The sequence below is a fragment of the Variovorax sp. 38R genome (genome assembly GCF_014843395.1).
GTDB classification, from domain to species: domain Bacteria; phylum Pseudomonadota; class Gammaproteobacteria; order Burkholderiales; family Burkholderiaceae_C; genus Variovorax; species Variovorax paradoxus_H.
Window position 1 is genome coordinate 4,601,065 of the sequence record NZ_CP062121.1, and the last position, 13,346, is coordinate 4,614,410.

General features: G+C 70.1%; 15 protein-coding genes and 1 pseudogene. All 16 read left to right on the forward strand.

All coding sequences use genetic code 11. From position 1 onward, the window contains the following. Nucleotide 1 precedes the first annotated feature (1 nt). The 16 genes and pseudogenes from IG196_RS21245 (at nucleotide 2) to IG196_RS21325 (ending at nucleotide 13,309) form a co-directional block, all read left to right on the forward strand. Nucleotides 2–490: a GNAT family N-acetyltransferase gene (locus tag IG196_RS21245; RefSeq protein ID WP_192192891.1), complete on the forward strand. Its 489-nt coding sequence runs from the start codon at nucleotides 2–4 to the stop codon at nucleotides 488–490. Between the two features lie 72 nt (nucleotides 491–562). Further along, nucleotides 563–1,144, forward strand: a complete 582-nt coding sequence (locus IG196_RS21250; RefSeq protein WP_192192892.1) for a DUF1439 domain-containing protein — start codon at nucleotides 563–565, stop codon at nucleotides 1,142–1,144. Beyond that, entirely contained in the window at nucleotides 1,141–2,145 is a 1,005-nt protein-coding gene (locus tag IG196_RS21255; protein ID WP_192192893.1) for a glycerophosphodiester phosphodiesterase, read from the forward strand. Before IG196_RS21250 ends, IG196_RS21255 begins: the two co-directional genes overlap by 4 nt. Next, nucleotides 2,142–2,417: a hypothetical protein gene (locus tag IG196_RS21260; protein WP_192192894.1), complete on the forward strand. Its 276-nt coding sequence runs from the start codon at nucleotides 2,142–2,144 to the stop codon at nucleotides 2,415–2,417. The genes IG196_RS21255 and IG196_RS21260 overlap by 4 nt, the downstream gene beginning before the upstream one ends. 40 nt (nucleotides 2,418–2,457) lie before the next feature. Next, nucleotides 2,458–2,868, forward strand: coding sequence for a hypothetical protein (locus IG196_RS21265; RefSeq protein WP_192192895.1), 411 nt, complete (start codon nucleotides 2,458–2,460; stop codon nucleotides 2,866–2,868). Between the two features lie 77 nt (nucleotides 2,869–2,945). Beyond that, on the forward strand, nucleotides 2,946–4,448 hold the full coding sequence (locus IG196_RS21270) for a TolC family protein (protein ID WP_192192896.1): 1,503 nt from the start codon (nucleotides 2,946–2,948) through the stop codon (nucleotides 4,446–4,448). Between the two features lies 1 nt (nucleotide 4,449). Further along, nucleotides 4,450–5,838, forward strand: coding sequence for a multicopper oxidase family protein (locus IG196_RS21275; RefSeq protein WP_192192897.1), 1,389 nt, complete (start codon nucleotides 4,450–4,452; stop codon nucleotides 5,836–5,838). A 33-nt stretch (nucleotides 5,839–5,871) separates the two neighbouring features. Next, on the forward strand, nucleotides 5,872–6,393 hold the full coding sequence (locus IG196_RS21280; RefSeq protein WP_192192898.1) for a plastocyanin/azurin family copper-binding protein: 522 nt from the start codon (nucleotides 5,872–5,874) through the stop codon (nucleotides 6,391–6,393). Between the two features lie 40 nt (nucleotides 6,394–6,433). Further along, on the forward strand, nucleotides 6,434–6,883 hold the full coding sequence (locus IG196_RS21285; protein ID WP_099791453.1) for a DUF411 domain-containing protein: 450 nt from the start codon (nucleotides 6,434–6,436) through the stop codon (nucleotides 6,881–6,883). Between the two features lie 63 nt (nucleotides 6,884–6,946). After that, entirely contained in the window at nucleotides 6,947–7,240 is a 294-nt protein-coding gene (locus tag IG196_RS21290; RefSeq protein WP_192197105.1) for a copper-binding protein, read from the forward strand. A 93-nt stretch (nucleotides 7,241–7,333) separates the two neighbouring features. Then, complete coding sequence (locus tag IG196_RS21295) at nucleotides 7,334–8,380, forward strand: P1 family peptidase (protein ID WP_192192899.1); 1,047 nt, start codon at nucleotides 7,334–7,336, stop codon at nucleotides 8,378–8,380. A 27-nt stretch (nucleotides 8,381–8,407) separates the two neighbouring features. Continuing rightward, nucleotides 8,408–9,799: a TAXI family TRAP transporter solute-binding subunit gene (locus IG196_RS21300; RefSeq protein ID WP_192192900.1), complete on the forward strand. Its 1,392-nt coding sequence runs from the start codon at nucleotides 8,408–8,410 to the stop codon at nucleotides 9,797–9,799. A 22-nt stretch (nucleotides 9,800–9,821) separates the two neighbouring features. Further along, nucleotides 9,822–11,575: pseudogene (gene pabB / locus IG196_RS32105) on the forward strand (aminodeoxychorismate synthase component I). A gap of 51 nt (nucleotides 11,576–11,626) precedes the next feature. Beyond that, nucleotides 11,627–12,136 (forward strand): MerR family transcriptional regulator, encoded by a 510-nt coding sequence (locus IG196_RS21315; protein WP_192192901.1) that lies wholly within the window; start codon nucleotides 11,627–11,629, stop codon nucleotides 12,134–12,136. Further along, entirely contained in the window at nucleotides 12,048–12,473 is a 426-nt protein-coding gene (locus tag IG196_RS21320) for a carboxymuconolactone decarboxylase family protein (protein ID WP_192192902.1), read from the forward strand. The genes IG196_RS21315 and IG196_RS21320 overlap by 89 nt, the downstream gene beginning before the upstream one ends. Next, complete coding sequence (locus tag IG196_RS21325; RefSeq protein ID WP_192192903.1) at nucleotides 12,470–13,309, forward strand: hypothetical protein; 840 nt, start codon at nucleotides 12,470–12,472, stop codon at nucleotides 13,307–13,309. The genes IG196_RS21320 and IG196_RS21325 overlap by 4 nt, the downstream gene beginning before the upstream one ends. Nucleotides 13,310–13,346: the final 37 nt, after the last annotated feature.

Sequence of the window (13,346 nt, forward strand, 5' to 3'; positions counted from 1 at the left end):
GATGCACATCGAACCCGCCCTTTCCACTGAAGCGCCCGCCGTTGCGGCCGTGCTGACCGAAGCCGCGCAATGGCTCGCCGAGGGCGGACGCCCGCTCTGGAGCGCCGCCGACACCGGCCTCGAGCGCATCCAGCGCGACACCGATGACGGCCGCTACGTCGTCGTAAAAGACAACGGCGACTGGGCCGGCGTGATGCGGCTCGACCTGGAAGACCCGTGGTTCTGGCCCGAGATCGCGCCCGGCAGCTCGCTGTTCGTCCACAAGCTGGCCGTGCGCCGCGCGTGGGCGGGCCAAGGCGTGTCGCGCGCGCTGCTGAGCCATGCGCGCGACCACGCCCGCGCGCTCGGGCGGCCCTGGCTGCGGCTGGACTGCGTGGCCGACCGCACCGCGCTGCGCACGCTGTACGAGGGCTTCGGCTTCACGCTGCACAGCTGCATCGACCTGCGCGGCGGGTCGTTTGCGCGCTACGAATTGCGCGTGAACGGCTGACCGTCCGACACGCCGGCGCGCCCCTTCGGCGCTGGCGGGAACACAAGCGCCTGTGGCAAGCTCGGAAGATTCATGAAAGACCGTTTCCCGCCCCATCTTCTCCGCCGTCGGATACTGCGCGCGCTGCTGGGCGCCGCCGCCCTGCCCGCGCCGTTCGCGGCGCTGGCCGGCTTCAACTTCTTCACCAACGAGTACACCGCCACGCGCGAGGAGCTGCAGGCGCAGATCGCCAAGCGTTTTCCAGTGGCCGAGCGCTATGCCGAGATCTTCATGGTCGGGCTGCGCGACCCGCAGCTGGGCCTCGACGCGCGCACCAACCGCGCAGCCATCACGGCCACGCTGACCATCGCCAGCCCGCTGCTGGCGGCCTCGCCGGTGCAGGGCGTGGTGTCGCTGAGCAGTGCGCTGCGCTACGACGTGGCGGCGCGCGCGCTGCGGCTGGACCAGCCGAAGGCCGAGCGGCTCGAACTGCAGGGCGTGGAAGGCCGCGACGCCGAGCGCCTGCAGAAGGTCGGCGCGGTGGTCGCGCAAGAGCTGCTGCAGGGACAGATCCTGCGCAGCTTCACGGCCGACGAACTCACGGTCGGTCGCAAGACCTACGAGGTCGGTGACATCACGGTGCAAGACAACGGCATCAAGGTGCAACTCAAATGAAACATCGCGCCGTCCTTCTCCTGATCACCGCTGCGCTCGTCGGCGCCGGCTGTGCCGCCATCGCCCCCAAGGTGAAGCAGCACTTCGACCTGCAAGCCCACCGCGGCGGACGCGGCCTGGCGCCCGAGAACACGCTGGCCGCGTTCTCGAACGCGATGGACCTGGGCGTGACCACGCTCGAACTCGACATCGGGCTCACGGCCGACGGCGTGGTGGTGGTGTCGCACGACACGGCGCTCAACGCCGACCACACACGCGACGCGCGCGGCGCCTGGCTCACGGCCCAACCTGCCCCTTCCGTGCGTTCGCTCACGCTGGCGCAACTGCAGACCTACGACGTGGGCCGCCTGAACCCCGCGAGCAACTACGGCAAGCAGTTCGCGCTGCAGCAGCCGCGCGACGGCGAGCGCATTCCCACGCTGGCCGCGCTGTTCGCGCAGGTGCAGTCGCGCGGCGCCGATGCCGCGCGGGTGCACTTCAACATCGAGACCAAGATCGACCCCACGAAGCCCGACGAGACGGCCGCGCCCGAGCCCATGGTGCGCGCGCTGCTGGCCGAGATCGACAAGGCGAAGATGGCCGACCGCGTGACCATCCAGAGCTTCGACTGGCGCACGCTCGCGCTGGTCGGCCAGCTCGCGCCGCAGCTGTCGCGCGCCTACCTCACGACCGCCCGCACGCTGAAAGACAGCCGCTGGACCGCTGGGCTCGACGCCACGAGCTTCGCCTCGGTGCCGCAGCTCGTGAAGGCCGCGGCCGGGGCATCGGCCGGGCCGGTGATCTGGTCGCCGGCGCATGCCGACCTGGGCGCCCCCGCGATCCGCGAAGCGCAGAAGCTCGGCATGAAGGTCGTGCCCTGGACCGTGAACCAGCGCGCCGACATGGTGCGGCTCATGGACGCGGGCGCCGATGGCCTGATCACCGACTACCCCGATGTGCTGCGCGACCTGATGCGCGAGCGGGGACTGGCGCTGCCGGCGCCGGCGAAGGCGGCACCATGAGCGCCGTAACGCAACTCGACGCCATCGCGTCGGGCATCGCCGCGCTGCAAGGCGGCAACGGCTCGGTCACCACGCTCTCCACGGCCGCGCGCGCCAGCACCGAGCTGCTCGGCGCCCTGCCGCCGCGCTACGGCGAGGTGCTGCTGAACCTGCTGGACCGCCTCGAATCGAGCGCGCTCTTCAGCGAGGAAAGCTGCTCGTTCAGCCAGAAAGACCTGCTCGACAACCTGCAGGTGTGGGTCGACAAGGCCCGCGGCCAGCTGGTGTCTTGAGGCACTGAGGCCCCACCCCGGTTTATCATCGCGCCCAACCATGCGCACCCTGCTGCTCGCCCTCATGATCGCCCTGCTGCCCATCCGCGGCTGGCTCGGCGACGCCATGGCGGTCGAGATGGTGCGGCATTCGCTGCCTGCCGCCGAGGCGGTGGTGTCCGCAGCGTCAGGCATCGCCGAGTCGCATTGCCATGAAGCCACCATGGAGGCCGACACCGGCCACGACATGGCGGCGATGCACGACAACAGCGGCGATGCGCAGCAGCCCCATGGCACCGACCACGCGGACTGCGGCACCTGTGTCGCCTGCCAGGTCTGCCACACGGTGGCGCTCGGCGGCATGCCGCTGGTCGACACCCCGCATGCGGCGCCTCAGGCGCCGCCGGCCGCACACGCGGCCCGCTTTGCAAGCGCCGAGCCCGTCCTGGGCCTCAAGCCGCCCATTTCCTGATCTTCCTGCCCGTAGTCCGTCCGCAGTGAGCCTTTGCCGGCTCGCAGCGTTCGCTGTATTGCCCATGGAGATCGCTCGTGAATTCCCTTGCTCGCCGGCCGTATGCCGGCATCCCGCGCTATCGAACAGATAGCCCGCCCCTCGGGCGAAAAAGTCACATCTCATTCATCAGAACCGCCGCCGCGCTGGCCGCTGCGCTGGTGCTCGCCGGCTGCGCCAGCCTGTCGCCCGACGGCGGCGCTGGCGACGTGCAGGCGTTGGTCGACGGCAACCCGCTCATGGCGGGCGCCGCGGCGCAGCGCAAGCCGGACGACGCGTCGCAGAAAAGCGTCGACGCGCTGCTGACCAAGCCGCTCGATGCCGAAGCCGCCGTGCGCATCGCGCTCGTCAACAGCCCGCGCGTGCAGGACGCCTTTGCCACACTGCAACTGAGCGACGCCGACCGCGTGCAGGCCGCGAGCCTGCCGAACCCGGTGCTGTCTTTCAGCCGACTGGCGCAGGGCCGCGAACGCGAGTTCGAGCGCATGCTGACTTTCAACGTGGTGGGCCTGCTCACGCTGCCGTGGCAGGCGCACTGGGCCGGACAGCGGCACGAAGCCGCCAAGCTGCAGGCCGCGCAAAGCGTGCTGCTGCTGGCCGCCGACACGCGCCGCGCCTGGGTGCGCGCGGTGGCCGCGCAGCAGAGCGTGAGCTACCTGCGCGACGCGAAGGAAGCCACCGAAGCCGGCGCCGAACTGGCGCACCGCATGGCCAAGGTCGGCAACTGGAGCGCGCTGCAGCGCACGCGCGAACAGCTGCTGCTGGCTGACGCGTCCGCGCAGCTCGCACGCGCCGAACAGGCGGCCGTCGCCAGCCGCGAACAGCTCACGCGCCTGCTGGGCCTGAGCGGCACGCGCACCGCCTACACGCTGCCCGACCGCCTGCCGCCGCTGCCGAAGGCCGCGCCCGAGCTCGGCGACGTGCAGGCACTGGCGCTGCGCGACCGGCTCGACGTGCGCTCGGCCTACGCGCAGAACACGGCCGTGGCCGGCTCACTCGGCCTGACGCACGCCACAAGCGTGATCAACGCGATGGAGTTGGGCGTGGTGCGCAACACCACCTTCGAGAACGATGCCGATCGCTCGAAATCGACCACGCGCGGCTTCGAGCTCGAGCTGCCGATTCCGATCTTCGACTGGGGCCAGGTGCGCAACGGCCGTGCCGAGGCGCAGTACCTGCAATCGGCCGCGCGCGTGCGCGACGTGGGCGTGCTCGCCGCGAGCGAAGCGCGCGAAGCCTGGCAGGGCTGGAACACCGCCTACGCCCTGGCGCGCCGCTACCGCGACGAGGTGCTGCCGCTGCGCAAGCAGGTGAACGAAGAGATGGTGCTGCGCTACAACGGCATGCTCGCCAGCGTGTGGGAGCTGCTCGGCGAAACGCGCGCGAGCATGCTCGCCGTGAACGCCGGCATGGAAGCCCAGCGCGACTTCTGGCTGGCGGACACCGATCTGCAGCTGGTGCTCACGGGCAGCTCGCCCGGTGGAATGACGGCCGCGCAGACCGCGTCGGCCGGTGACGCCCCCGCCACGGGAGGCCATTGAAATGAACCGTCGCAACTTCTTCGCAGGCGCAGCCACGGCCGTGGCCGCCACCACCGTCAGCCGCGTGAGCATGGCCGCGCTGCCCGAGCCGGTGACGCAAGCATCGACCGCCACCGCGCCACCACTCGTGCCGCCGAACGGCCGGCCCTACAACCCCGTCGTCACGCTCAACGGCTGGACGCTGCCCTGGCGCATGAACGCCGGCGTCAAGGAATTCCACCTCGTCGCCGAACCCGTGGTACGCGAGATGGCGCCCGGCTTCAAGGTCAACATGTGGGGCTACAACGGCCAGTCGCCGGGCCCGACCATCGAGGTGGTCGAGGGCGACAAGGTGCGCATCTTCGTGACCAACAAGCTGCCCGAGCACACGACCGTGCACTGGCACGGCCAGCGCCTGCCCAACGGCATGGACGGCGTGGGCGGCATCACGCAGCCGCACATTCCGCCGGGCAAGACCTTCGTCTACGAGTTCACGGCGCGCCGCCCCGGCACCTTCATGTACCACCCGCACGCCGACGAGATGGTGCAGATGGCGATGGGAATGATGGGCTTCTGGGTCACGCACCCGAAGGCGGACCATCCGCTCATCGAGCCCGTGCAGCGCGACTTCTGCTTCCTGCTCGGCAGCTTCGACGTGGAACCCGGCAGCGCCACGCCCAAGGTCAACACCATGACCGACTTCAACATCTGGAGCTTCAACAGCCGCGTGTTCCCGGCCATCGACACGCTCAACGTGCGCAAGGGCGACCGCGTGCGCATCCGCGTGGGCAACCTCACGATGACCAACCACCCGATCCACATCCACGGCCACGAGTTCGAGGTCACGGGCACCGACGGCGGCCCCGTGCCGCGCACCGCGCGCTGGCCCGAGGTGTCGGTCGACGTGGCGGTGGGCCAGATGCGGCAGATGGAGTTCATTGCCGACGAGGAAGGCGACTGGTCGCTGCACTGCCACAAGGCGCACCACACGATGGGCCCGATGGGCCATGACGTGCCGACCATGATCGGCGTGGACCACAAGGGCGTGGCCGAGAAGATCAAGAAGCTCGTGCCCGACTACATGGTGATGGGCGACAAGGGCATGGCCGACATGGGCGAGATGGAAATGCCCATTCCCGAGAACACGATGCCCATGATGACCGGCACCGGCCCCTTCGGTTCGGCCGAGATGGGCGGCATGTTCACGTTGCTCAAGGTGCGGCGCGACCAGAAGCCGGGCGACTACCGCGACCCGGGCTGGTTCAAGCACCCGGCCGGCACGGTCGCGCGCGAGGTGTCGGCCACCGGTGCACCGGTGGCGCCGCGCAAGACGGGCACGGCACCGGCCAGCCCCGACAGCGGCAGCGCCACCGTGCGCAAGCCCTCGGGCCATGGTGCCCACAACCACTGATCGCATTCAACCCATTTTTCAGAGATTCAAACCATGAACACCCGTTTCTCCACCCTCGTCGCCGGCCTCGCACTCGCAGCCGTCAGCACCTTCGCCACGGCCCATGAAAGCCACGCGCCCAAAGCCCGCACCGCTGCCGCACCCACGCTCGCGCCCGAGCAGAAAGCCTGGGGCATCGCCGGCAAGGCCAGCGCCGTGAAGCGCACCATCGACATCGCGATGGCCGACGACATGACGTTCACGCCTTCGGTCCTCGAAGTGCGCGAGGGCGACACGATCCGCCTGCGGCTGAAGAACCGCGGCAAGGACCTGCACGAGCTCGTGCTCGGCACCGCCGCCGTCATCGAGGACCACGCCGCCATGATGAAGAAGCACCCCGGCATGGAGCACGACGAACCCTGGATGGCGCATGTGCAACCGGGCAAGACCGGCGAACTGATCTGGACCTTCAACCGCGCCGGCGACTTCGACTTCGCCTGCCTCGTGAAGGACCACTACGAACTCGGCATGGCCGGCCGCGTGCGCGTGCTCGCCGCTGCCGCCCCTTCCAAATGAATCCAATGAATCCGATGAATCGCATGAAAGGAACCTGACCATGCAACGACGCACCCTTCTGAAACTCGCCGCCGCCACCGCGTCCCTGCCGCTCGCCGCGCAGGCCGCCGCACCGATGGTCGAGATCTGGAAAGACCCGAACTGCGGCTGCTGCCAGGACTGGGTCAAGCACCTCAACAAGAACGGCTTTGCCACGCGCGTGCACGACGAGGGCAACGGCCCCGCGCGCGAGCGGCTCGGCATTCCGGCCAAGCTGGGGTCGTGCCACACCGGCCGCGTCGGCGGCTACGCCATCGAGGGCCACGTGCCCGCGCGCGAAATGCATCGCCTGCTGAAGGAAAAGCCCAAGGCCGTCGGCCTCGCCGTGCCCGGCATGCCCATCGGCTCGCCCGGCATGGACGGCCCCGCCTACGGCGACCAGCGCGACGCCTACGACGTGCTGCTGGTGCTGGCCGACGGCAGCACGCGCGTCTTCCAGAGCTACCGCTGAGCTTTGGCCCCCTCTTTGCAACCCCGCGCAACCCCTTGCCACCCGAAAGGAACACCGACCATGATGAAGAAGATCATCACCGCCCTCTCCACCCTCGTGCTCGCCGCCGCGGCGTTCGCGCAGGCCACGCTGCCCCAAGTCGACGGCGAAGTCCGCAAGGTCGATATCGACGCGAAGAAGATCACCCTGCGCCACGGCGACATCCCGAACCTCGAGATGACCGGCATGACGATGGTGTTCCGCGTGAGCGACCCGGCGCTGCTCGCCAAGGTGAAGGCCGGCGACAAGGTGCGCTTCACGGTCGACAAGGTCGACGGCGCGATCACCGTGATGTCGCTCGAGACTGTGGCGAAATGAGCGCGGCATCGCGGGCGCTCCCGTGCCCGCGATGAAACGTCTTGCAACCGTCGGCGCCCAAGGCGCCGGGGCGCGGTCCCATAATCGGCCGCCATGTCCGCTGCGTCTTCTTCCCCCTCCTCGTCCCTCTCTGACGCCGGTGCCATCACCGACGTCGCCGGCATCGAAGTCGGCCATTTTTCTGACACCCGCCGCCCCACCGGCTGCACCGTGATCCTCGCGCGCGACGGCGCCGTGGCCGGTGTCGATGTGCGCGGCGCCGCACCCGGCACGCGCGAGACCGACCTGCTCTCACCCGGCAACCTCGTGCAGGAAGTGCACGCCGTGATGCTCGCGGGCGGCAGCGCCTGGGGCCTGGCCGCCGCCGAGGGCGCGATGCGCTGGCTCGAAGAGCGCGGCGTCGGCATGGACGTGCGCTTCGGCACCCTGCCCATCGTGCCCGCCGCCGTGCTGTTCGACCTGCCGATGGGCGACGCACGCATCCGCCCCAACGCGGCTGCGGGCTACGCCGCCTGCGAGGCCGCCTCGACCGATGCGCCCGCCGAAGGCAACGTGGGCGCGGGCACCGGCGCGCTGGTGGGCAAGCTGTTCGGCGTGCACCGCGCGATGAAGGGCGGCATCGGCACCGCGTCGGTCACCGTCGGCGGCGTGACCGTGGGCGCGCTCATTGCGGTCAATTCGCTGGGCGACGTGATCGACCCCGACACCGCGCTGCCCGTGGCAGGCGCGCGCACCGAAGACGGCAGCGCCCTGCTCGACACGCGCCGCGCACTGCTGCGCGGCGAGCTGCCCAAGCCGCTGCTGGCGGGCACCAACACCACCATCGGCGTGATCGCCACCGACGCCGTGCTGACCAAGGTGCAGGCCAACCGGCTCGCCATGGTGGCGCACGACGGCCTGGCGCGCGCCATCAACCCGGTGCACACCATGAGCGACGGCGACACGCTGTTCGCACTGGCCACCGGCCGCGTGCCGCTCGAAGGCGATGCGCCCGGCATGACCGTGCTGAGCACCATGGCCGCCGAAGCCACCGCCATCGCCACCGTGCGTGCGGTACGCGCCGCGCGCGCGGTGACCGTGGGCGAGCTGCACATTCCCTGCGCCGCTGACCTGGCCGATCTGGCCGCGCCGCGCGACTGACGCGCGCACCGCACGACGAGGCACCCCATGGCGTTTCCCCGCACCCTGAAGCTGATCCTGCTGTCGATCCGCGACCTGATCGCCTCGGCCGGCCCGATCGTGTTCATCGTCATCGGCCTGCTGATTGCGGCCTACTGGTGGCTGCAGCCGCAGCCGCCCAAGCACGTGACGCTGGCCACCGGCCCCACGGGCAGCGCCTATGCGCAGTTCGGCAAGCGCTACGCCGATGCCTTGAAGCACAGCGGCATCACCGTCGAGCTCAAGCCCACCTCGGGTTCGACCGAGAACCTGCAGCTGCTGCGCAGCGGCGGCGCCGACGTGGCCTTCGTGCGCGGCGGCAGCGCCGACCCGGTGGCCGACGAAGAGGCCGGCCTGCGTTCGCTGGGCGCGCTGTTCTACGAGCCGATCTGGCTCTTCTACCGCGCCGACGTCGCGCAGAAGATCGACCGCAAGACCGGCACGCTGACCTCGCTCACGCAGCTGCGCGGCCTGCGCGTGAACGTCGACCTCCCCGGCAGCGGTCTGCCCGAGATCATGGAGCGGCTGCTCAAGGCCAATCGGCTCGGGCCCGACGACCTGCTGCTGTCGAACCTCGAGCAGGCCGCCGCCGCCGAGGCGCTGCAGGCCGGGCTGCTCGATGCCATCGTTCTGTTCTCGGCGCCGCAGTCGCCGCAAGTGCAGCGCCTGCTGCGCGCCAACGACATCCAGCTCATGGACTTCGGCCAGGCCGAGGCCTACACGCGGCGCTTTCCGTTCCTCTCCGCCGTGACGCTGCCGCGCGGCGTGGTCGATCTGTCGAAGGACCTGCCGCTGCACGACGTGTCGCTGCTGGCCGCCACCACCTCGCTGCTGTCGCGCGACGAAACCCACCCGGCCCTGCGCCAGCTGTTCGCACAGGCCGCGCAGACCGTGCACAGCGACGCCGGCTGGTTCAACCGCGCGCGCGACTTCCCCAACACCCGCACCAGCGAACTGCCCGTGAGCCCCGAGGGCGACCGTGCCATCAACGGCACGCCGCCGTTCTGGCAGCGCTACCTGCCGTTCTGGGCCAGCAACCTGGTCGAGCGCATGTGGCTGGTGCTGGGCGGCATGCTGGTGCTGATGCTGCCGCTGAGCCGCGTGATCCCGCCGCTGTACCAGTTCCGCGTGCGCCGCCGCGTGTTCCGCTGGTACGCACGGCTGCGCGACATCGAGGCCAAGGTGGACGCCGGCCAGAGCCAGGCCGAGCGCGACAAGCTGCTGGAAGAACTCGACGCCCTCGACCGCGTGGTCAACAAGGTGGCGGTGCCGCTGTCGTATGCCGACGAGCTCTACGCGCTGCGCAACAACATCTACGCGGTGCGCAAGCGTGCGCTCGCGGGCTCTGCGAGCGTGGCGACTGCACCACCGGTTGCGCCGCCGGCCCGTGCCGCCGACTGACAAGGGTCCGGGCGCGCGCTTGCTGTCCACGCTGATCGATTTCGCCGACCCGCGCACCGACGGGGCGACCCGGCTGCGCGCCGCCTTCGGTGCGCCGGTGCGCGTGCTGGTGGCCCATGCGCCGCACGAGGTGCGCCCCGTGCTGGAGGCCGTCGAGGCGCTGGCCCGCGAAGGCCGCTGGTGCGTTGGCCACCTGCGTTACGAGGCCGCCGCGGCCTTCGACCCGGCGTTCGACGTGCATACAGCCGACGGGCCGCTGGCCTGGTTCGGCGTGCATGACGAGGTGTTGCCATGGCCGGACGCGCCGGTGCCCGCCGTGGCGCCCGTCGCGTGGACGGCCGACCTCTCGCGCGAAGCCTTCGACCGTAACATGGCCGCGATCCACCGCGCCATCGCCGACGGTGTGCTGTACCAGCTCAACTACACCGCGCCGCTGCGCGCGGCCTTCGACGGCGACGCGCAGGCCTGGTTCCACGCGCTGCGCCAGGCGCAGCCCAACGGCTACGGCGCCTTCATCGACACCGGCGACGAGCAGGTGCTGTCGGTGTCGCCCGAGCTGTTCTTCGACCGCGACGGCGACCGCATCCTCGTGCGCCCCATGAAGGGCACCGCGCCGCGCGGCGCCACGCCCGCCGAGGACGCCGCTCACGCGCTGCGGCTGCGCACCGTGCCCAAGGAGCGCGCCGAGAACGTGATGATCGTGGACCTGATCCGCAACGACCTCTCGCGCGTGGCCCAGCCCTTCTCGGTGCGCGTGCCGCGCCTCTTCCACACCGAGGCGCTGCCCACCGTGTGGCAGATGACCTCCGACGTGGAGGCCCGGCTGCGCGAGGGCACGACGCTGGCCGACCTGTTCGCGGCGCTGTTCCCCTGCGGCTCCATCACGGGCGCGCCGAAGGTGAGCGCCATGCACATGATCCGCGCACTGGAGCCCGAGGCACGCGGCGTGTACTGCGGCGCCGTGGGCGTGGTGCGGCCCGGCGGGCACGCGACCTTCAACGTGCCGATCCGCACCGTCACGCTGCACGGCAACGCCGCGCGCTGCGGCATCGGCAGCGGCATCACGGCCGATGCGCAGGCGGATGCGGAATGGGACGAGTGGCGGCACAAGCGTGCCTTTCTCGGCGCGGCGGTATCTTCGCAACCATGACCTCCTTCGAGCTGCTCGAAACCCTGGCGCTGGCCGATGGCGCACTGCGCGATGCGGCCGCGCACCTGGCGCGCATGCGCAACGCGGCTGCGCACTTCGGCTATCCGTGGCACGAAGCAAATGTGACGGCCTGCCTGGACCAGCTGCGCGCCGCGCATGCCGCAGGCACATGGCGCGTGCGCTTGCTGCTCGACGCGCAAGGCCAACCGCGCGCCGAGGCCTTCGCCATGGACGCCCCACCGCCGCGCGTGCGCCTGCAGCTGGCCCCGCGCGCCTTCGACGAGGCCGACAGCGAGTTCTCGCGCTTCAAGACCACGCGCCGCGCGCACTACGAAGCCTTCGCACCGACCGCGCCGGGCGTGTTCGACACGCTGCTGTGGAACCGCGAGGGCGAGATCACCGAATGCACGCGCGGCAACATCGCGCTGCACTTGGAGGGCCGCTGGGTCACGCCGCCGCTGCATTGCGGGCTGCTGGACGGCGTGGGCCGGGCCCGCCGCATCCGCGAAGGGCAGCTTGCCGAAGCCGTCGTGCGGGTGAACGATCTGCCCCGTGTGCAAGCCCTGGCCTTCGTGAACAGCCTGCGCGGCTGGCTCGATGCGGACCTGCACCCTTCACACACATAGTTCGACAAAGCGCTTGACTTGGAGCGCGCTCTAATTTCGAGAATCAACGCCATGGAAACCAGTCTGACCATTGCGGAAGTCGCCCGGCGCACCGGCCTCACGGCCTACACGCTACGGTACTACGAACGCATCGGGCTGATTGCCGCGGTGTCGCGTGCACCGGGCGGTCAGCGGCGCTATGCGAGCGCCGACATGGACTGGCTGGCTTTCCTGTTGCGCCTGCGCGAGACCGGCATGCCCATTCAAGGCATGCAGGCCTTTGCCAGGCTTCGTAGCCAGGGGGACGCCAGCGTGAGCGAACGGCGCGAGATGCTCGAAGCGCACCTCGCCGAGGTTCAGGCCCGGGTGCAGGCACTGCAGCAATCGATGCAGGCGCTTTCGCTCAAGATCGATCACTACCGTGCGATCGAAGGCAAGGTCAAGACGAAGCGTCCCTCGTTGTCGGGCACTGCCCCGAAGAGAAAGACGAGCGATGACGAACACACAAGCAAACCAGAGCAGCAGCAACGACAGCCAGCGCTACGTGCGCGGGCTGGCCAGGCTCCAGGAAATCGACGGTGAAGGCGGCGTCAAGGTGGTCGAGAGCCTGGCCGACATCGCGCCCGACTTCGCCCGCCTGCTGATCGAATTTCCCTTCGGCGACATCTACTCGCGCCCCGGCCTCGACCTGCACTCGCGCGAGATCGCGGTGGTGGCTGCGCTCACGGCCATGGGCAACGCGGCGCCGCAACTCAAGGTGCACATCCAGGGCGCGCTCAACGTCGGCGTCACGCGCACCGAAGTCGTCGAGACCATCATGCAGATGGCCGTGTACGCGGGCTTTCCGGCGGCGCTCAATGGCCTGACCGCAGCGCGCGAGGTGTTTGCAGCCAACGCGCCGCAAGGAGAGCCCGCATGAAGCACCGCAGCTTTCGTATCCGACTTCCGCTGCTCGGCCTCGCGCTGCTGGCGACGGCGGTGCATGCGCCCGCCGGGGCGTCAACGCCCGCCGTGCCGACCTGGACCTTGGAGCCACGCCCCGTGCATGACGGCCTCTCCTCGCCGGTCGGCATGGCCTACGACGCAGCCGATCATCTCTATGTCGCCAACTGGTCGGCCGGGACCGTTCTGCGCTTCGCGCCTGACGGCACCCGCTCCGTGTTCGCATCGGGCTTGAGCGGCCCGAGCGGACTGGCGATCGGCGCTTCCGGCGACATCTTCGTCGCGTCGTACAGCGAGGACCTGGTGTGGCGTTTCACGCCCGGCGGCAAACAGAGCGTGTTCGTGCGCGGCCTGGCCACGCCGGCGGGCCTGAGCTTCGACCGCAAGGGACGGCTGCTGATCGCCAACCGCCGAACCCACGAGATTCTCGCGGCGCATCCCGACGGCAGGATCGAAGTCGCTGCGGAGGGTCTGCAGACACCGGTCGGTGCGGTCGAGCTGCCGGGCGGCGAGTTGATGGTCAGCAACATCGCGGGCGGCATCTCGCGGGTCGGACCCGACGGACGCGCGCGCAGCATCCACGACGGGCTGCGCAGCCCGGGCCCCGGCATCGTCCCGGACCGGGAAGCCGCGGCCGTCTATGTGGTCGACTACGGCGGTACGACGGTCAGCCGCATCGACCGCGAAGGCGGCCGCGTCGTGGTGGCGGACGGGCTGTCGAGCCCGGTCGGACTCGCCCGGACACCCGACGGGCACCTGCTGGTCGCCACGTGGGGAGCGAATGCGGCCTTCCGGCTGGTGCGGCCGCGTTGAACAGCCGGTTTGCCCGTCCCATGAAAAAAGCGCGCCG